The organism is Halorubrum ejinorense, from assembly GCF_039522565.1.
Classification (GTDB): Archaea; Halobacteriota; Halobacteria; order Halobacteriales; family Haloferacaceae; genus Halorubrum; species Halorubrum ejinorense.
Genome location: NZ_BAAADQ010000002.1, coordinates 81,405 through 99,021, shown reverse-complemented (window position 1 = coordinate 99,021; position 17,617 = coordinate 81,405). Strand labels below are relative to the sequence as shown.

General features: G+C 69.5%; 18 protein-coding genes and 1 tRNA gene. 7 read left to right on the top strand and 12 right to left on the bottom strand.

Annotated features, from left to right (window positions below):
* Positions 1–204: 204 nt before the first annotated feature.
* The 4 genes from ABDZ89_RS02665 to ABDZ89_RS02650 all read right to left on the bottom strand — a co-directional run bounded on the left by ABDZ89_RS02665 (position 205) and on the right by ABDZ89_RS02650 (position 3,375).
* Complete coding sequence (locus ABDZ89_RS02665) at positions 205–432, bottom strand: hypothetical protein (protein WP_343776385.1); 228 nt, start codon at positions 430–432, stop codon at positions 205–207.
* A gap of 193 nt (positions 433–625) precedes the next feature.
* Positions 626–994 (bottom strand): DUF8147 domain-containing protein, encoded by a 369-nt coding sequence (locus tag ABDZ89_RS02660; RefSeq protein WP_343776383.1) that lies wholly within the window; start codon positions 992–994, stop codon positions 626–628.
* A 38-nt stretch (positions 995–1,032) separates the two neighbouring features.
* Positions 1,033–1,365: a DUF8066 domain-containing protein gene (locus tag ABDZ89_RS02655; protein ID WP_343776381.1), complete on the bottom strand. Its 333-nt coding sequence runs from the start codon at positions 1,363–1,365 to the stop codon at positions 1,033–1,035.
* A 78-nt stretch (positions 1,366–1,443) separates the two neighbouring features.
* Positions 1,444–3,375, bottom strand: coding sequence for an aldehyde ferredoxin oxidoreductase family protein (locus tag ABDZ89_RS02650; protein ID WP_343776379.1), 1,932 nt, complete (start codon positions 3,373–3,375; stop codon positions 1,444–1,446).
* 278 nt (positions 3,376–3,653) lie between these two features.
* Between ABDZ89_RS02650 and ABDZ89_RS02645 the strand changes: the two genes are divergently transcribed.
* Positions 3,654–4,100, top strand: a complete 447-nt coding sequence (locus ABDZ89_RS02645) for a hypothetical protein (RefSeq protein ID WP_343776377.1) — start codon at positions 3,654–3,656, stop codon at positions 4,098–4,100.
* A 25-nt stretch (positions 4,101–4,125) separates the two neighbouring features.
* Here the strand turns inward: ABDZ89_RS02645 and ABDZ89_RS02640 are convergent, their stop codons facing one another.
* Positions 4,126–6,006 (bottom strand): bifunctional metallophosphatase/5'-nucleotidase, encoded by a 1,881-nt coding sequence (locus ABDZ89_RS02640; protein ID WP_343776980.1) that lies wholly within the window; start codon positions 6,004–6,006, stop codon positions 4,126–4,128.
* A 264-nt stretch (positions 6,007–6,270) separates the two neighbouring features.
* On the opposite strand from ABDZ89_RS02640, the gene ABDZ89_RS02635 reads away from it, so the two are divergent.
* On the top strand, positions 6,271–7,365 hold the full coding sequence (locus ABDZ89_RS02635) for an archaeosine biosynthesis radical SAM protein RaSEA (RefSeq protein WP_343776375.1): 1,095 nt from the start codon (positions 6,271–6,273) through the stop codon (positions 7,363–7,365).
* A gap of 239 nt (positions 7,366–7,604) precedes the next feature.
* On the top strand, positions 7,605–7,808 hold the full coding sequence (locus ABDZ89_RS02630) for a DUF8106 domain-containing protein (RefSeq protein WP_343776373.1): 204 nt from the start codon (positions 7,605–7,607) through the stop codon (positions 7,806–7,808).
* A 52-nt stretch (positions 7,809–7,860) separates the two neighbouring features.
* Here the strand turns inward: ABDZ89_RS02630 and ABDZ89_RS02625 are convergent, their stop codons facing one another.
* Positions 7,861–8,631, bottom strand: coding sequence for a 5-formyltetrahydrofolate cyclo-ligase (locus tag ABDZ89_RS02625; protein WP_343776371.1), 771 nt, complete (start codon positions 8,629–8,631; stop codon positions 7,861–7,863).
* A 79-nt stretch (positions 8,632–8,710) separates the two neighbouring features.
* Between ABDZ89_RS02625 and engB the strand changes: the two genes are divergently transcribed.
* Complete coding sequence (engB, locus tag ABDZ89_RS02620) at positions 8,711–9,331, top strand: GTP-binding protein EngB (RefSeq protein ID WP_343776369.1); 621 nt, start codon at positions 8,711–8,713, stop codon at positions 9,329–9,331.
* Between the two features lie 102 nt (positions 9,332–9,433).
* On the opposite strand, the gene ABDZ89_RS02615 is transcribed toward engB, so the two are convergent.
* Both ABDZ89_RS02615 and ABDZ89_RS02610 read right to left on the bottom strand, forming a co-directional pair.
* Positions 9,434–10,480, bottom strand: a complete 1,047-nt coding sequence (locus ABDZ89_RS02615) for an enolase-like domain-containing protein (RefSeq protein WP_343776367.1) — start codon at positions 10,478–10,480, stop codon at positions 9,434–9,436.
* A gap of 84 nt (positions 10,481–10,564) precedes the next feature.
* The gene (locus ABDZ89_RS02610) at positions 10,565–11,272 is read right to left on the bottom strand and encodes a DUF1405 domain-containing protein (protein ID WP_343776365.1); all 708 of its coding nucleotides are present in this window, start codon (positions 11,270–11,272) and stop codon (positions 10,565–10,567) included.
* A 179-nt stretch (positions 11,273–11,451) separates the two neighbouring features.
* Between ABDZ89_RS02610 and ABDZ89_RS02605 the strand changes: the two genes are divergently transcribed.
* The 3 genes from ABDZ89_RS02605 to ABDZ89_RS02595 all read left to right on the top strand — a co-directional run bounded on the left by ABDZ89_RS02605 (position 11,452) and on the right by ABDZ89_RS02595 (position 13,783).
* Positions 11,452–12,072, top strand: a complete 621-nt coding sequence (locus tag ABDZ89_RS02605) for an FxsA family protein (protein ID WP_343776363.1) — start codon at positions 11,452–11,454, stop codon at positions 12,070–12,072.
* 104 nt (positions 12,073–12,176) lie between these two features.
* Positions 12,177–12,250, top strand: a tRNA-Ile gene (locus ABDZ89_RS02600).
* Positions 12,251–12,583: 333 nt separating this feature from the next.
* On the top strand, positions 12,584–13,783 hold the full coding sequence (locus tag ABDZ89_RS02595) for a pyridoxal-phosphate dependent enzyme (protein WP_343776362.1): 1,200 nt from the start codon (positions 12,584–12,586) through the stop codon (positions 13,781–13,783).
* A gap of 60 nt (positions 13,784–13,843) precedes the next feature.
* Here ABDZ89_RS02595 and ABDZ89_RS02590 read toward each other — a convergent pair whose 3' ends face one another.
* From ABDZ89_RS02590 to ABDZ89_RS02575, 4 genes are all read right to left on the bottom strand, one after another.
* Positions 13,844–16,030 carry a type B DNA-directed DNA polymerase gene (locus tag ABDZ89_RS02590; protein WP_343776360.1) on the bottom strand — a complete coding sequence of 729 codons (2,187 nt, stop codon included), beginning with the start codon at positions 16,028–16,030 and terminating at the stop codon, positions 13,844–13,846.
* 2 nt (positions 16,031–16,032) lie between these two features.
* Positions 16,033–16,290, bottom strand: coding sequence for a DUF8156 family protein (locus ABDZ89_RS02585; protein ID WP_343776358.1), 258 nt, complete (start codon positions 16,288–16,290; stop codon positions 16,033–16,035).
* Complete coding sequence (locus ABDZ89_RS02580) at positions 16,290–16,988, bottom strand: P-loop NTPase family protein (RefSeq protein WP_343776357.1); 699 nt, start codon at positions 16,986–16,988, stop codon at positions 16,290–16,292. Before ABDZ89_RS02580 ends, ABDZ89_RS02585 begins: the two co-directional genes overlap by 1 nt.
* A gap of 82 nt (positions 16,989–17,070) precedes the next feature.
* Positions 17,071–17,520, bottom strand: coding sequence for a DUF6653 family protein (locus ABDZ89_RS02575; protein WP_343776355.1), 450 nt, complete (start codon positions 17,518–17,520; stop codon positions 17,071–17,073).
* Between the last annotated feature and the right edge of the window lie 97 nt (positions 17,521–17,617).

The following is a 17,617-nucleotide window of genomic DNA, read 5'->3' as shown; positions in this document are numbered from 1 at the left end:
CGGCTCCGGGCCGCGGATCGCGTTCAGTCGCTCGGATCGTCTCGGGCGGCTTTGCTGAAATCCCCAACGTGTGAGATCCGTTCCTGATCGTGTGAGTATCGAGGGCGTAGTCGGCCGCTCACCGAGGTCCGATGTCTCGGTGAGCGGGCGAATTACCCTCTTCTCAGTTCAGACGGTGCGCGGTCGCGCGACCGGGTCCGTGAATCACAACCCGCCGAGGGTGACTCCAACTCCGAACAGCGTGATGAACGTGCCCGCGACCCTGCCGATCGTAATCGACACGACGCTCATCTCGATGTCAGCCGCCCTCCGTTTCGTTCCCCACGATTTCACGACGCGATTGAACTTGTCCACGAGGGGGTGATTTATCACGGCCAATCCACCCGTTAAGATCAGTACGAGCCCCGTCCCGACCAAGAGAAAGTCAGCCACGGAAACCGTTGAGCGCGCTTCGAATAAGTGCCTTCTTGCCGATTTCCCTTCGCTCGCAGCACCCCCGTGAGCGGTGCCGAACCTACTGATGTGCCTGTTCGTCTCCGGACGTACGCCTGACCGATACGCGCCCTCTATTCGGCACGCTGTTTGTTCCAGATTCGAGGGATTCAACGGTGTCTCTCGGTCGTACTCACTCGAATCGATCGGGTCGAAGCCTCGCGAATGCGAAGACGACGACGCCGGCGAGTCCCGCGGCGACGAGCGCTCGCTCGACGGTCACGAACCCGCGGACCGACGAGACCGCGTAGGAGGCTGCCGCGACGACGCAGAGCGCGTAGCCGACCGCAGCGACGCCGAGGAGAGCCGGCCGGGCCGTCGACGAGTTCCAGAGGCGGACCCGCGTCGCGACCGCCGCGGCCGCCCCGAAGAGGAGGCCGACGGGCAGCCCGACGAGCGCGGAGAACTCGATCGTCGGCTCGAGGAGGGCGGTGAGCGTCGCGCTCACGGCGAGGAACGCGGTCACGCCGACTCCGAGCGTCGCGACGAGTCGCCAGTTCATGCCCACCCGATCGCGGCGAGGGGGGATAAACGGTCGCGTCAGCGCTCGCGCTCGGTCGCGCGATCCGACGGCCGGTCGCGCGTCTCGCCGGCGCCGCGTTCGGTGGGACGCTCGAACCGAGAGCTGCCGTCGGCCTCGCGCTCGCGGGCGGCGGCGATCCGCTGGGCGCCGTCGGCGAGCGAGTCGAGCGCCGCGAACAGACGGTACGAGAGGTATGGACCGACGGTGAGCACGAGGACGGTCCAGACGCCGAGCAGGATCTGGCCGACGATCAGCAGTGAGTAGACGAACACGAACAGGCTCACCGCCGTGAGCGCGGTACCGGCGCGCGTGCGGAGGGCCTCGGCGGGAGAGAGCGGGTCGTGCGGCATAGGCACCGCTATCGCCGCGAGCCACTTAAAAATAAACGCGGAACCGAACGGCTCGGGCCGACCGGAACGCGGCCGTCCTCAGTCGTCTGCCGGAGCCGCGGAGTCGCCCGCGGAGACGCCGGTGCCGGGGCCGATGTCGATGCCCAGATCGGCGAGCTTCTCGTCGGGGACGACGCCGTCGACCCAGCCGCGGGTCTCGTAGTACTCGGCCTTCAGCTGGTCGAGTTCGACGAGTTCGCCCTCGCTGGCGCCCGTGCCGGGAATGGCGTCCGGGTGGCCCTCGACGAAGCGGTTCGGCAGCGTGTCCTCCGCGCCGGCGAAGCCGACGAGGTTGTTGTAGTAGCGTTCGAGGTTGTAGATGCGCTCGCCGGCCTCGAACAGCTCGTCCTCCGAGAGGTCGCGGCCGGTCATGCCGTTGTACTGGAGGACGTACTCCTCGATACCCTCGGCGAACGCGCTGAACTTACAGATGTCGAACGAGTCCGAGACCGCGTGGAGGTCCTGGAAGGTGGCGGTGAGTTCGCCCTTCCCCTCCCACTCGTACGGGTCGACCTTCTCCGGAATGCCGAGGATCTCGGCGGCCGGCGTGTACCCGCGCAGGTGGCAGGCGCCGCGGTTCGAGGTCGCGTACGCGATCGCCATTCCCTTCATACAGCGCGGGTCGTAGGCGGCCATCGTCTGGCCCTTGACGGAGAGCTTGTTGCCGTGCGCGTCCTTCGCGTCGGCGACGCGCTCCGGACCCTCCGCGAGGAGGTCGCCGAGGTCCGAGGAGCGGTGACCGATCTCGTCGAGGAGGTCGATCATCGTCTCGGAGTCGCCCCAGTCGAGGGTGCCGACGTCGTCGAGTTTGCCCTCCTCGCTCATCTCCATCGCCATCGCCATCATGTTGCCGGCCTCGATGGTGTCGATGCCGAGGTCGTTACAGCGCTGGAGCATCAGCGCGATCTCGTCGCGGTCGGAGTGACCCGAGTTCGGGCCGAGCGCCCACGCGGACTCGTACTCGTACGACTCCGTGCGGACGTTCATCTCCTGTCCCTTGTGCTCGACGTTGACCTCGACCTCCTTCTTACACGCGACCGGACAGGAGTGACAGGTCGGCTCGTCGACGAGGATGTTCTCGCGGACGTTCTCGCCGGAGACGCGCTCGGCCTCGATGTCGACGCCCTCGGCCTCGTTGTACGCCTCGGTCGATGTGTGTTTGGCGTTCTTCGTCGGGAGCCCGTCCATTTCCTCGGTCGCGTTCATCAGGACGTTCGTCCCGTACATCGAGAGCCCGCCCTCGTTGGGCGCGGTCACGTCGGACTCCCGGATGACCTCCATCGCCTGCTGATATCCCTCCTGGAACGTCTCCGGGTCGGCCGGCTTCGGCATGTCGGTCCCGCTTTTCACGACGACCGCTTTCACGTTCTTGGCGCCCATGACGGCGCCGGTGCCGCCGCGGCCCGAGGCGCGGTCGTCCTCGTTGATCACGCAGGCGTAGCGGACGCCGTTCTCGCCGCCCTGTCCGATCGCCATCACGGAGAGGTCTCGACCGACCTTCCCGTCGACCTCCTCGCCGATCTGGTCGATGGTGTCGTGGACGCCCTGTCCCCAGAGGTGCGAGGCGTCGCGTACCTCGACGTCGCCGTCCTCGACGAACAGGTAGACCGGCTCGTCGCTCTCGCCGTCGAGTAGGATCCCGTCGAGGCCGGCCCACTTGAGTCGCGCCCCGGACCAGCCGCCGTGGTGCGAGTCGGTGACCGTTCCGGTCAGCGGCGACTTCGTCACCAGCGCGATCCGGCCGCTCATCACGGTCTGCGTGCCCGTCAGCGGGCCGGTCATGAACGCCAGTCGGTTCTCCGGACCCATCGGGTCGACGTCCGGGCCCTGATCGAAGACGTACTTGACGCCGAGCCCGCGCGCGCCGATGTACTTCTCCGCGTCGTCGTCGTCGATCCCGCGGTAGCTGACCCCGCCACCGCCGAGATCGACCTGTGCCACACGGTCTCTGTAGCCGCCCATTTCAGTCATGTAATGCTCGTTCATTATAGACGGACCACAGCGTGTTAGATGTTCACCTCCGAGAGCAACCGGAAAGGGTTACGTCGCATGGTATCCCGGTCCGTCAATTTTTATAAATAAACCGCGCACGCCGCGGTGAGATAGTCGCCGACCGCGGTGCGGTGCGGACGGTTGCCACGCCCCGGCGAGCGGACGGTGCGAACGAACGGTTTCGGCCGAGATCGCGGTGCGACCGCGAGAAGTGGCGGAGTCGCAGCGCATAATTGCCGGCGAGTCGAACCCCGGGCGTGACCGACCGAGACGACCGCGAGCGAGCGGTTCGACGCGACCGGGCGGTCGGACCCGACCGGACAAAGGCAATCGCCGCCGCGCTCGCAGTGTTCGTCGGGTCGGTCGTCCCGGTCCCGGCGGGGTCGTCGACGAGTGGAGACGGCCTTCTCGACCCCGTCGTCGCGACGCTCCCGGCCGGCGTCGGTCTGACGGAACCGTTTCACTTCGCCGGGTACGCGCTCATAGCGGCCCTGCTCGTTCCGGTCGCCCCGCGAGGTCGTCGGGGAGTCGCCCTCGCGGTCGTCGGCGCGGCCGCGTTCGGGTTCGGGATCGAACTCGTTCAGGCGCCGATCCCGTGGCGGTCGTTCGCGTGGCGCGACGCCGGCGTCAACGCCGTCGGTGCGGTCGTCGGCGCGGCCGTCGGCACCGTCACCGAAGACCCGCAGGCACCGACGAGCGGCTGAGACCGATCTTGCGGCGTCGCCGTGGTCAGCGCCCCGGCGGACCCGCGCGGCCTCGCCCCCGCCGCCGCACGGTCGCCGTCAGGTCGGCGTTCAGCCGCGAGCGCTCGAAGTAGATCTGCTCGTACTCGCTCGACTCGTACTCCGCGTAGAGGTCGAGCGGGAGCTCGTCGCCGTCATCCGCGTCCTCGACAGTGTCCGCGAGGTCGCCGTCGTCGACGCGGACGACCAGCCGCTCGTCGCCCTCGTCGAATGCGACGTGTTCGGCGTCGAGGTGGTCGCCCTCGGGCGTCCACACGGTGGCGGTGTCCTCCGCGACCGACTCGACGTCGTCGGGCGCGTCGAACTGCGCGACCACCTTGCCGTTCCCGTCGACGGTGACGGCGGCGTCGGGGAGGTCGCGGTCGACGCGCTGCATCCGGCCCTCGGGCTCCGGCGCGATCGTCTCCTTCTCCTCTAGGTAGTTGACGACGGTCGTCGCCTGAAGCTCTCCCGTGTCCTCGATCACCTTGTCTTCAAGCGGGTAGCCGCTCCCGCCGTTCGCGATGTAGCTGTTGACGGCCACTTCGTACGTCTCGTCGGGGTCGAGCGGCTCGCCGCCGACGTACACGTCGCGGACCAGTTCGTCGGCGTCCTCGTGGGGGACCCACTCGAAGCGCAGGCCGCTGGTCTGCTGGGAGATCTCCTCGCCGAAGCTCTGCCCGGTTTCGCTCTCCAGCGTGATGACCTGACTCTCCAGCGTCTCGACGAGCTCCTCGCCGGTGAGCTCCAGCGAGACGACGGTGTTCGGGAACGGGAGGGTGTTGAAGATGTCACCGCCGGTGATCTCGCCGGGGCCGTACACCGAGTCGGAGCGGATGCCGCCGGCGTTCGTGATCGCGGCGTCGGCGTCGACGCGCTCGCGCATCGCGTCCGTGATCAGGTTCCCGTAGCCGGTCTCGCGGTGGTAGTTCGCTCCGAACGTGGCGTTGAGCGGCGTCTCCGTCTCCACGACCGGCGAGTCGAGGCTCACCTCCGCACGGTAGTCGTTGATGATCTGCGACGCGGTGGGGTCCTTCTCGATGTCGTCGGTGACCTCGATCAGCCGCCCGTCGAACCCGGTGACCTCGCCCCCTTCGATCGTCAGTTCGATCTCGCTGAGGAAGGCCGCGCGGGCCCGCGCCTCCGAGATGATCGACCCGTCGACCGCTTCGGGCGGATAGCGCTGCTCGTCGTCGCCGACGACCACGACGTCGATGTCGTCGTCCGCGTCGGCCTCCGCGAGGAGCTCGGCGTCGTCGATACCCGTGTGCGCGAGCGCGATGACGGCGTCGACGTCCTCCGCTTCTTTGAGCCGCTTCGCCTCGGCGGGCCCCGTCTCGGTGTAGTCCTCGATGGTGACGCCCTCCGCCTCGAAGTCGATGTTCGTCTTGCCGGTCGTCGCGCCCTGGTCGGCAAGCCCGATGAGCCCGACGCTGACGCCGCCGCGATTAACGATTTCGGAGGATTCCGTCCCGTCGAACGCATCGCCGGTCTCGCTGTCGACGAGGTTGGTCGCCAGCCAGGGGAACCCGGAGTCCGCCGTCACGTCCGAGATGGGGTCGAACCCGTAGTCGAACTCGTGGTTTCCGATCACGTCGGCGTCGGGGTCGACCTCGTTGAGCACGTCCACCGGTGCGCGCCACTGCGAGATGGGGCTGAGCGCGTGCGGGCCCACTTGGTCGCCGCCGCCGACCACGACGACCGGGCCGTCCGCCGCCGCCCGGCGCTGTTCGATGAGCGTCACCAGCCGCGGGAAGTTCTTGTCCTCCGCCGCCGCCGTCTGAATGTCGTTGTACGACAGGACTGTGAGCGTCGTCGCCCCGTCCGCGGCCGTCGCCGATCCGGAAACGAACGACCCGCCCAGTACGATTCCACCCGCTCGCAACACGTCACGCCGTCCGTAGTCACGGTCCCGTGACATCAGTTTCTTTCACTTAGCGGCGTTTCTAAAATCTTTCTATAGATTAGTATATATTTGTATTGATGAGACTTTTTACAACGCTACTCGAATGCTCGATCAGGATTCGAGGCCCGGAAGCGGCGCCGCTCCGTCTCCAACCGGCGACTGGTCCCCCGAGGCCGATCACCCTTCTGAGACCGACCGGTCGGCGATGACGACACCGCTTTACGCGCTCGTCCGCTTTCCCCGACAATGAGCCAACCGAGCCCCGACGCGTACGAGCAGGGGCGCGGGATGGACGCGCACAACGCCGTGATGCGCGACATCCGCGCCGAGCGCTCGGAGACGTACGACCCGACGGAGCCCACCCGCGTGTGGATCGACGAGGACAACACGCCAGACGGCGTGGTGAACTCCCTGACGATCATCTTAAACACCGGCGGCTGTCGGTGGGCCCGCGCGGGCGGCTGTACGATGTGCGGCTACGTCGCCGAGTCGGTCGAAGGCGGCAGCGTCGCCCACGAGGACCTCATGACGCAGATCGACGCGTGTCTCGACCACGAGGCCGAGGAGGCGGACGAGCCGGCGGAGCTGATCAAGATATACACGTCCGGCTCCTTCCTCGACGAGCGCGAGGTGCCCGCCGAGACGCGGCGCGCCATCGCCGAGACGTTCGCCGACCGGGACCGGATCGTCGTCGAGTCGCTGCCGGACTTCGTCGACCGCGAGAAGATCGCCGACTTCGCGGACCACGGCATCGCGACCGACGTGGCGGTCGGACTGGAGACCGCGACCGACCGCGTGCGCCACGACTGCGTGAACAAGTACTTCGATTTCGCCGACTTCGAGGACGCCTGCGCCGAGGCCGCCGCGGCCGACGACGACTTCGACGCGGCCGTGGGGATCAAGGCGTACCTTTTGATGAAACCGCCCTTCCTCGCGGAGCCGGAGGCCGCCGCCGACATGATCGACTCGATCCGTCGGTGCGCCGACGTCGAGGGGTGTCACACCGTCTCGATGAACCCGACGAACGTCCAGCGCTACACGATGGTGGACGAACTGTTCTTCGAGGGCGGCTACCGCCCGCCGTGGCTCTGGTCGGTCGCACACGTGTTAGAAGCGACTGCCGACGTGGACGCAATCGTCGTCTCAGACCCCGTCGGACACGGTTCCGACCGCGGGGCGCACAACTGCGGCGAGTGTGACGACCGCGTCCAGACCGCCATCAAGGACTTCGACAAACGCCAGGACCCGAGCGTCTTCGACCAGGTGTCCTGCGAGTGCGAGGCGACGTGGGAGTACGTGATGGAGGCGGAGACGAGCTACAACATGCCGTTAGCGCGGTAGCTGCGGCGCGACGAGACCGCGGCGCGACGAGACCGCGGCGCGACGAGACTACGGGGCGTCGAAGGCGAGCGGGTCTATTCCGGGACGATGGTGACAGTTCGCGATCAATACACTTCCGGTTTTAGAAATGAATGATCTGTTCTGCGGGATTTCGTGATAGACACCGTCATGTGAACCCCGATCATGCCGAACGATCAGGTCGAAAAAGACCCTTATAGCTTCGGCACCTACGGGTGTGTATGAACGCAGACGCCAGCGGTCCCCGGTCCTCCCGCGGGAAGTCGGTCCTCTTCTGTGCGGAGTGTCACTTCGAGAGCGCCCTCACGGACGGTTGGCTCGTCGTCAGCGACAGCGACGGGCGCACGATCGTTTGTCCGGAGTGCGGCCACGTCGCCGACCACCGCTCCGAGCGGTCAGCGCCGACGCCACAGCCCGCCGACTGACCGAATCGAACCGAGCCTGTCCCTCTTTCCCTCCGCTTTCGACGGAGATCCGTCAGTTCGCTTCCGGGGCCCGCTCTGCGAGCACCGGGATCGCGTCCAGTTTCTCCTCGTCGAGGGCGTCCCAGTCGACGCCGTCCGGTCGGCCGTGCGGCGTCTCGGTCCGGATGGTTCGCTCGGGCGTGACCACCACGTCGAGCGGGACGTCGTGTGCGTCGGGCTTCGGGAGCACCGTCGGTCCGTCCGCAGCCGACACGTCGCCGCCGACCGCCGACTCGGGCCCGTCGAGGACGGAGAGTTCGTGAACGGTCGTCGCGACCGTCGTGTCGCTGTCGACCGCGTCGAGTTCGCGGAGGACCGCCCACTCGAGGTCGCTGTACCCCTCGCCTTTGCCGATCCGGGCGCCGTCCGTCGCGACGCCGACGGAACCCGCGACTATCAGGTCGACGTGCGGGTGATCCTCGGGAGCGGTGGGCGTCCCGTACTCGGAGATGCCGGAGACCGTGGTCGCGTCGTCGATCTCGTCCGGCGGGATCTCCGTCGGGTCGAGCCGGAGGAAGGGATCCGGGTCGCGGAGCCGGGGCTGCGCGACGTAAACGGTCTTGCCGGCGCGGAGCGCGGCCCGACGGACCGGGAGCTGCGGCGCGTCGGGGTTGGCCTTCAGCGTCGCGGCCGACCTCCACGCCGCGGTCGCCGTGAGACGGTCCGCCGCCGCGTCGGCCCCGGCGAAGTTGGGGATGCGGTCGTGCGGCGGGAACGGGAACCGGGCCTGATCGCCCTCGTCGAAGGCGTCCCACACCGCGTCGCGGACGGCCTGTTTGTCCATGTCGACCGATGGAGAGCCGCCGGTAAGTAGTCGCCGCCGCGACGCGCCTTTTAACCCGTTCAGGCGCACAGGGGCGGACATGTTCGAAGACCGGCCGGACCGCGACGCCGAGGTCGTCCTCGTGGGGCGCTCGAACGTCGGCAAGTCCACGCTGATGCGCGAGCTGACGGGGCACGATTTCTCGACCGGGAGCAAGCCGGGCGTCACTCGACAGCCCAACCACTTCGACTGGGCCAGCGAGGGGTTCATGTTCACCGACCTGCCCGGCTTCGGGTTCATGTCCGGCGTCGAGGACGAACACCGCGAGCAGATCAAGACGGACATCGTCCGCTACCTCGAGGACAACGCGGACTCGATCCTCGCCGGCGTCGTCGTGATGGACGGGAAGGCCGCGGTCGACATCATCGACCGCCACACCGAGCGCGGGAACATCCCCCACGACGTGGAGATGTTCGGCTTCCTCGAAGACGTCGGCGTCGAGCCCATCGTGGCGGTGAACAAGACCGACAAGATCGACGACCTCGACGAACGGCTCGACGAGATCTGCGACCGCCTCGGGCTCTACCCGCCGTGGCAGCAGTGGTCGGACCGCGTGGCGCCGATGTGCGCGAAGCGCGGCGACATCGAGGCGTTAGAGGAGTGTCTCCGAACGCGGTTCCACGACCACAACCGCGACGACCTGCTGAAGTTCGTCTCGTGAGCAGCTGAACCGGAGAGCGGCGAGATTTACGAAGCCCCAGCCGCGCGCGCCGCAGTTCAGTTTGTACCCAATCGAGTCCAGAACCGTCGGGCTCGCGCCCGCTCAGAACTCGAACCCGACCGCGTCGCGGCCGGGCCGGAGCGGGCTCTCGGGGTACGGCGGCTCGGCGTCGGGGTCGTTGAACGCGCCGGGCGCCACGTCGTTCGGCGCGCCGGGGTAACAGAGGGCGGCGAGCGTCTGGATCGCGGTGCGCCCGCTGGCGAGTTCGAACTGCCCGCCGCCGTACATCTCGATCCCTTCACGCTCGCAGTATTCGATGGTCTCGAACAGCGATTCGAGCGTGCCGAACCGCGAGGGCTTGATGTTACACCACCCCGGTTCGACCGGGAGCGACTCGAGGCTCTCGACGCCGTCGATCGGGTAGTCGAACGAGAGGCGGTCGGCCTGCGGTTCGACGAGCGCGCTCGTCTGCGGGGTGAACGCCGCGTCCTCGACGACCGCGGCCGGGAACGCCGCGAACACGTCGCGGTACAGCTCCGGGTCGGGCTCGACGTCGACCTCGGTCCCCTCGTACCAGCCCTTCAGATCGAGGACGCGGACGGCCTCGGTCTTTCGGAGCGTCTCGAACGCCGCCTCGGGCCACTCCGGCGTCGGGTCGAGCTTGAACTCGAGGTCCGCGTCGAGCGCGAGCAGGTCCTCGACCCGCTCGGTCGACGGCGGGTCGCCGAGCCGCGTGGAGACGACGAAGCGGACCGGGTCGGGCTCGATCCCGAGGCACTCGCCCAACGACTCCTCGCGCTGGCGGAGCGCCAGGTCGAGCGCCGCGCTCTCGACCGCCCAGCGGCGGTAGTTGCGAGAGGTTTCCTGTTCCGGCGGCTTCTCGCGGAACAGATCGATCTCGTCGAGCCGATCCGACAGGGAGTCGATCGTCCACTCGCCCTCGATGTCGATCGGGTCCGTCCCGACGAGCGCGTCGTGGTCGGGCGTCTCGTAGGTCACGTCCTCGCCGCGGCCGACGACGCCGTCGCCGGTGAGGCGGAACTCCGTGGTCGTCCGCTCGAAGCCGCTCGTCGTGTTCGCGACGTACCGCCGGCGGCCGACGGACTCGATGGTCACCGGGAGGTCAGCGATCCGCCTGTAGTGGCTCATGGGACCACAGACGGGGCGCCGTGACTTAAATCGAAACGGCGAGGAGACCCGAGACGGCGCGACTCGAGGAGGTGGCGGCCCGGCTCAAGCGAAGGTCTCGGGCGCGGCGTTCCGAAGCGTCGCGATCCGAGTAGCGAGCATCCAGAACAGCGGGACCACGGTGAGCGCGACCGCGCCCGCCGCCGCGACCTGTAACACGGTCGTGGTGAGCCACGGCTCGGCGTCGGCGTACGGGAGCGACGTGTGGGTCACCTCGCCCGTCAAGGGGACGAAGTAGTCCATCAGCAGGTCGACGGTGTACCACGCGGCCGCGACCGCGACCGCGCGGAGCGGGAAGTCGGTGATGCGGTGGAGGACGAACGCCTGAACGACCATTCCGAGGTGGCTCACGAGGAGGAACGCGTACAGCGCCGGGCCCGAGTTCGCGAGGAACTGCGGGGAGAAGACGATCAGGACGTACGGCGTCCACAGCCCGAGCTTGACGTTGCCGAAGAAGGCGAGTGCGGCGAGCGTGTCGCTCGATCTGCCGAGCGCCCACGCGCCGAGCGCGACGGCGATGAGCAGCGTCGCGCCGGGGCTGTCCGGAATGAAGATCCACATCTCGGTCGGGAGGGCCTGAAACTGGAACCGATAGTACCAGAAGCCGAAGGCGGTGCCGACGAGGTTGATGGCGACGATGACCCACGCGAAGCGGAAGGCGACGTCCTCCAGCCACTCCGGGAGGGGCGCGACCCACCGCGGCAGCGACTCGCGGTCCGGCGGATCGCGTCCGAGCGCGCCGACGATGTCCATACCGCCGGCTCGGACCGGGCGGGCAAAGCCGTGGCGGTCGCGGCGGACGCGGCCGGGGGACCGAGCCCGAATCGGCGGCCGTGGCGGGGTGAGATCGGGTCGCGAGCCGCGCCGGCGTAGGGGGTCCGCCGGCCGCCGCGAGGAAAAGGGCTATGAGCGCCCGGCGGGAAGGCGGGGCCATGCGCCCGCGAACGCTGCTCGCGCTGCTACTCGTCGTCCCCCTCGTGGACGCGCTGTTTCTGATCGTGGTCGCGACGCGGCTCGGGTGGGCCGTGACGGTCGCGCTCGTCGTGTTGACGGCCGTCCTCGGAATGCTCCTGTTGCGCGCCGAGGGGCGCGCGACCCTCGCACGCGTCCAGCGCAAGCTGGCGCAAGGGACGCCGCCGACCGACGAACTGCTCGACGGCGGGCTGTTGATCGCCGCGGGCGCGTTCCTGCTCACCCCCGGGCTCGTCACCGACGCGGTCGGGTTCCTGCTCGCGCTGCCGCTCTCGCGGGTCCCGATCCGGATGGCCCTGAAGAAGTACGTCGTCGTCCCGTACATCGAGAAGGAGACGGACGGCTTCTTCTCGGGGAACGTGTACGTCGGCGGCTTCCCGAACGACGGCGAGGACGGCTTCTCGATGGGCGGCGCCGGCTTCCCCGGCGGCGGCCCCGGCGACGGTTCAGACGGGTTTTCGGGCGGTGACGGGGGCGGCCACGACGCCGGCGACGCGGCCGGCGGGAGTTCGGCGGCCGACGACGACGTCGTCGACGTCGACTTCAGCGTCGAGGAGGAGGAGCGGACCGGAACCGACTGACGACGCCGGCCTCCAGACGCCGCGTGAAACCGCCACACGGCGGGGCGACTCGCGAAAGGAAACCCTTAAAATCCTACCCGCGCAACGATTGAATGCGCTCACCTGGGCCAATAGCTCAGTCAGGTTGAGCGCTCGGCTGATAACCGGGAGGTCCACGGTTCAAATCCGTGTTGGCCCACCTACAACGCGCACGGTCTTCGGCCGTGCGGGATTGGTGGGCTGGGACTCCCCAGCCACCCAATTTCGTCGTTATACACCGCTAGAGGCGCTGATAGCGTGTCTTGTCCGAGCAGGAATTACCGCGGTAGTCACCACCGCCCCCCGATCCGCGGTGGCAGAGGCAATCTCGGCACGAACGGGAGCGGCTCGACATCGGCCGAGGTAGCCGTCTCACCGCGACGTTCACCGTTCGACTGAGTTCAGTCGTGAGCGCGTTTGTGGCCCGACGACCTCCTGAGCCTCGGTCGACGCTCGCAACTAACCATTTGTACACCGCCCGTGAGAGAGGGGTATGGAGCAGCTGACGTGTTACGACTGCGGGGAGACGTTCCCCTTCGGCGACGCGGCGCGCTGTCGCTGCGGCGAGCCGCTCTGGTTCGAGACCGACGCCGCGGGGTTCGACTGGCGCGACGCGAGCGGAGCGACGGCGGGCGGCGTGTCGCTCGGCCGAGACACGCTCTGGCGCTACGAGTCCGTGCTTCCCGCGACGGTGCCCGACGGGCTCGCCGCCGCCGCGGGCGGAACGCCGCTGTTCCGCGCCCCGTCGATGGAATCGCCGGACGGCCCTCGGGTTCACCTCAAGGTTGAGGGCGTCAACCCGACGGGGAGCTTCAAGGACCGGGGGACGGCCGTCGGCATCAGTCGGCTCGAGGGCCCGGTCGGAACGGTCTCCCACGGCAACATGGCGCTGAGCGTCGCCGCGCACGCGGCGGCGGTCGACCGGGAGGCGATCATCCTCGTGGCCGAGGACACACCCGACTCCCGGCTCGCGATGATCGCCCAACACGACCCGCACCTGTTTCGAGTCCGCGGCGACTACGGGCGGCTCTACGACGACACCCTCGAACGCGACCTCGGCGCCGCGTTCCTCAACTCGGACGCCCCGCTCCGTGTGGCCGGACAGAAGACGGTCGCGTACGAGATCTGCGAGGCGTTCGCCCCCGACGCGCCCGACGCGATCGTCTTGCCGGTCAGCAGCGGCGGGCAGGCGAGCGGCGTGTGGAAGGCGCTTCGGGAACTGGACGCGGCCGGACTGCTCTCGGCGGTGCCGCGGATCTACCTCGCGCAGGCCGCGCGGTGCGACCCGATCGCACAGGCGTATCGACGCGGGGCGTCGCGCGTCGAGTCCGTCGAGGGCGAACCGACCGCGGCCGTCTCGATCAACAACGCCGATCCGCCGAGCGGGAACCGGGCGCTGGCCGCCGTCGCGGAGACGGGCGGCGGCGTCGTCTCCGTCGCCGAGGAGGTGATGATCTCCGAGCGGGACCGGCTCGCGGCCGACGCCGGCGTCTCCGTCGAGCCGTCCTGCGCCGTGGCCACGGCCGCCGTCCGGGAGCTCACCGCGTCCGGCGAGTTCGGTTCCGACGACGACGTCGCCGCGATACTGACCGGATCGGGGTACAAGTACGGGACGTCCGACACCGATATCTCGTCCGTTCGGGAGGTCGACCGGACCGACGTCCCCGACGCGGTCCGCGAGGTAGTGTCCTGACGGTCGAGCGCGCCGACGTCGCTCGGGGAGGTGCTCCGCGGGACCGGCCGCGCCCCCGTGTCAGTAGCTCGCCAGCGTCTCGTTCCGGGTTCCGGAGAGGTACCGCTCGATGTCCCCGTCGCGCCACCCGACCGGAGCCAGCACGCTCTCGACGGCGCGCACGGCGGCGTCCTCGTACCACGCGGCGTCGTAGCGGTCGACGTCCTCGAACGCCAGTCGGACGCGCGCCGGACCGCGGGCGTCCGCGTCGACGACGACGTACCGGACCGTCTGCCCGGGGGCCAGTCCGGCCCCCTCGGTCTGCGCCCGTTTCAGCGCGGCCACGGTGAGGGTCTCGCGCGAGTAGTCGCCGACGGTCTTCGACACGCGGTTGTCGACGACGAGGTCGGCGTGGTCCGCATCGCCCGCGCGCAGTTCGCGGAGTCGCCGCCGGAATGCGTCGCACACCGCCTCCGGCGAGCGCGTCTCGTCGAAGACGCGGAGCGCCTCGCGCTGGACGTCCTCGACCCACGCCGGGGTCGAGCGCTGCCGGCCCTCGATCCCGCGGGTCTTGACCGCGTCGCCGAGCCCGGTCTCGGGGTACGGCGCGCCGCGTCGCCTCCCGAAGTAGCGCGTCAGCGCGCCCGACTGCGAGTTTCGGGTCGGACAGAACGCCACCCAGTCGAACGCGCACTCGTACTCCAACTCGACGCCGGCCTCCTGGCTTATCTCGTCGGCGACCGCGGTCAGGGGGCGCTGCTCGCGGCCCTCGGCGGGCGTCACCCAGATGGAGTCGACGATGCCGTGGAGGACGCGCCACCCGGCCGCCTCCAGCGCACCCTTCGCGTCGAGGAGGATCTCGCGGGCGTACGCGTTGATCGCCTCGTGACACTCGATACGGCCGAACTTCGCGTTGCTGAACCCCTGATACCCGAAACAGGAGACGAGGATCCACTTGATCGCCGACGAGGCGGCCGCCAGCCGCTCCCGCTCGTCACCGTCGGCGTCGGCCAGGTCCGCTTTGATCTCGCTCCGGGCGTCGATGAGGGGCCCCAGCACGTCCGGCAGGTAGCCGTCGCGGTCGCAGACCGAGTAGCCCAGTTCCGGGACGTCGTCGGTCTCGCAACACCCGCACCGGACGGTCTCGGGCGAGAGGTTGCGCGTCCGGATGATGTTCGGGTACAGCGACGCGAAGTCGAGCTCGTGGACGTCCTCGTGGACGCCGACCTCCGGGGCGAGCGTCGTTCCGCCGCGGTCGGCGTCGTCGAGCGTCGCAGCCGACTTGAACAGCTCCGGGCGCCACGCCCGCCAGGGGACGACCACGTCGCGGCGCCGCGCCTCGCGGATCTGCATCGCCGTCAACACCCGACCGATGGAGGCCCAGCCGAGCTCTTGGAGGGGTAATCCCGAGCGTTCGACGAGGTCGAGACACCCCTCGAGTCCCGACTCGTGGTAGAAGAAGGAGTTGGACTCGTCGACGACGACGCGCCCGGGCACCGCGTACCGCGCGGGCGAGTGGCCCACCCGCCCGTAGGAGGTGTACGTCGACTCGCCGGCGAGCTTCGCGTACCCCGGTCGGCGGCCGAGTGCGAGGTCGACGCCGACGGCGTCGGCCGCCTCGAACAGCAGCGGGACGAGGTCGGCGGTCGACGCGATCAGCACGTCCGGGTCGCGGTCGTCGAGGGCCGCCCGGACGCCCGCGACGACCTCGCCCGGCGACGACCCGACCCGCTCGCCGTCGACCGTGAGGTGCGGGAGCGACTCGACGCCCGACTCGTGGCGGGGACGTTCCAAGCGCATGGCCCGGAGATCGCGGACCTCGCGGTCGGGCGCGGCCGGCGCGTCCGTTTCGAGGCAGTACCGGAGTTCCCGCGTGAGATCGACGTCGTAGCAGGTGTACGCGTCCGGGCGGTCGAACCCGCGGACCCGCTTCGCGATCGTCCGGACGGCGTCGATCGACGCCGCGTCGACGCGGAGGAGCGGGCGGGCGGTCGTCCGGAACGTCTGGCGGTGCGACTCGACGTCGAGCGCGTCGACCGCCGCCTGCCCGTCGAGGAACGACCGGAGGTCACACAGCGCGTCAGAGAGCCCGTCGCGGGCCGGCGGCGTCGGGTCGGGGCCGCCCGCGCGCCCGTAGAGGTCGTCGACCGGGTCGCCGACGAACAGCGTCGGGCGGTAGCTCTCGCGGACCTCGCGGTCGGCGCCGTCCGACGCGAGCCGCCACTCGGCCACGCGACCGTCGTCGAGGAAGTCGACCGTGAGGACCACGGCTACGCGTCGTCGAGGGCGTCGACCCGCGACTCGAGCTCGGCGATGCGGCGCTCCTGTTCGAGCGCGACCGCCATCCACACCGGCGCCAGCGGGTCGGCGTGGTTGAGGTGGCCGGCGGCGTCCGCGCGGTCGCGGGCGTGAGCGAACAGCCGGTCGAACCGCTGCTGGTCCCCGCGGCGCAGCGCGCGGCGGAACGGCCCCCACTCGTCTTCGAGCGCGGTTAGCCGGTCCCGGTACGTCGGGGTCGTCCGGCCCATCAGCGGACCCCCGTCGCGGCGGCCGGGCGGTCGAGCGCCGCCGACTCGTGCATCCGGGCGCGGTGTTCGAGGACCTCGCGCCAGTACGCGAGCGTCGTCTGTATCCAGCCGTCGGCCCCGTGGTACACGAGGGTCTCCGCCTCGCCCGCGGCGCCCTCGAAGCGCGGGCCGAACGCCGTCGCCCGGCAGGTGAGGTGCGTCGCGGCGGCGCGGCGGAGCGGGCGCGAGAGCTCGTCGTCGCGGCAGCGCGTCACGAGGACGGGGGCGTCGTGGAGGCGGGCGACGCGCGCGACCGACGCGACGGCGCGGACGAACATCGCCTCGGCCAGCTCGCCGTCGACGTCGGCGTCGCGGTAGCGCGCGTCGAGGCCGGTCGCGAGGACGACCGACGGCGACGCCCGGGCCGCGAGCCGGCCGGCCAGCCGGTCGAGCAGCGCCGTGTGCTGGTGCGCCGTGAACCCGCGGGCCACCTCGACGCGGTCGAGGACGCGGTCGGCCGGCGCGAGCTCGCGGAGGCGCGTCGTGTTCGCTCGGTTCGCGCCGTCGACCCAGAACGCCGGGCCGTCGCTCCCGAGCACGCGGTCGAGCAGCAGCGCCTGAACGGGCGCGACGCCGAGGTCGTCGTCGACGTCGACGAGCGTGACCCCCGGCGCGAGGTCCGGGAGGTCCGCGATCGGTCGGTCGGAACGAGTGGACATGTGCGTGCCGACGGGAAGACGGTAAAAAGGGGTGAGCCATACGCGGGGAGTGAAAGTGGAAGTGGCGAGCGGCGGGTCGCGGTCAGTCCTCCCGCGGGTCGGCGTCGTCGTACCGGCGGACCAGCGCGCCGACGTACCAGAACTTCAGTGCCATCGCGAGCGCTCCGGCGAGGCCGGCCCGGAGGGGTCGGCGACGGTACGCGGCGACGAACGCGTACACCGAGACGGGAACGTTGAGCAGGTTGAGCCAGTTCGGGTACGCGCGGTCGAAGACGCCCGCCTTCCGCTCGCGCGTCCACCAGCGCTCGGCCAGCACCACGCGGGTCATCCAGGCGTCGTCGTCGTCCGGCGGGGAGAACAGGATCGGGTTCACCGCGGTGAACAGGAGCGCGGCGCCCGCGAGTCGCCATCTCCGGTGATAGACGGCGAAGAGGAGCGCCGGCAGCAGGACCGTGCGACTCCAGCCGCTCTTCGGATTGGAGTGGCGGCGCCAGAACCGCTCTTCGAAGTCGTCCGGCAGGGTGGGGGCCATGCGTGAGCGTTTCTCCGAGCGAGCAAATAGCTTCGTCTGCGTCGGGAAGTGTCGAGGCGTGTGTGGTGATTTTCGACCGTCTCGGCGAGTTCGCGGC

Excerpts from the sequence above, each read along its gene's own strand:
- ABDZ89_RS02635 (WP_343776375.1), top strand. The coding sequence starts at position 6,271 with ATGAGCCAACCGAGCCCCGACGCGTACGAGCAGGGGCGCGGGATGGAC.
- ABDZ89_RS02650 (WP_343776379.1), bottom strand. The coding sequence starts at position 3,375 with ATGACTGAAATGGGCGGCTACAGAGACCGTGTGGCACAGGTCGATCTC.
- ABDZ89_RS02660 (WP_343776383.1), bottom strand. The coding sequence starts at position 994 with ATGAACTGGCGACTCGTCGCGACGCTCGGAGTCGGCGTGACCGCGTTC.
- ABDZ89_RS02610 (WP_343776365.1), bottom strand. The coding sequence starts at position 11,272 with ATGGACATCGTCGGCGCGCTCGGACGCGATCCGCCGGACCGCGAGTCG.
- ABDZ89_RS02655 (WP_343776381.1), bottom strand. The coding sequence starts at position 1,365 with ATGCCGCACGACCCGCTCTCTCCCGCCGAGGCCCTCCGCACGCGCGCC.
- ABDZ89_RS02595 (WP_343776362.1), top strand. The coding sequence starts at position 12,584 with ATGGAGCAGCTGACGTGTTACGACTGCGGGGAGACGTTCCCCTTCGGC.
- ABDZ89_RS02575 (WP_343776355.1), bottom strand. The coding sequence starts at position 17,520 with ATGGCCCCCACCCTGCCGGACGACTTCGAAGAGCGGTTCTGGCGCCGC.
- engB (WP_343776369.1), top strand. The coding sequence starts at position 8,711 with ATGTTCGAAGACCGGCCGGACCGCGACGCCGAGGTCGTCCTCGTGGGG.
- ABDZ89_RS02605 (WP_343776363.1), top strand. The coding sequence starts at position 11,452 with ATGCGCCCGCGAACGCTGCTCGCGCTGCTACTCGTCGTCCCCCTCGTG.
- ABDZ89_RS02585 (WP_343776358.1), bottom strand. The coding sequence starts at position 16,290 with ATGGGCCGGACGACCCCGACGTACCGGGACCGGCTAACCGCGCTCGAA.
- ABDZ89_RS02625 (WP_343776371.1), bottom strand. The coding sequence starts at position 8,631 with ATGGACAAACAGGCCGTCCGCGACGCGGTGTGGGACGCCTTCGACGAG.
- ABDZ89_RS02615 (WP_343776367.1), bottom strand. The coding sequence starts at position 10,480 with ATGAGCCACTACAGGCGGATCGCTGACCTCCCGGTGACCATCGAGTCC.
- ABDZ89_RS02630 (WP_343776373.1), top strand. The coding sequence starts at position 7,605 with ATGAACGCAGACGCCAGCGGTCCCCGGTCCTCCCGCGGGAAGTCGGTC.
- ABDZ89_RS02580 (WP_343776357.1), bottom strand. The coding sequence starts at position 16,988 with ATGTCCACTCGTTCCGACCGACCGATCGCGGACCTCCCGGACCTCGCG.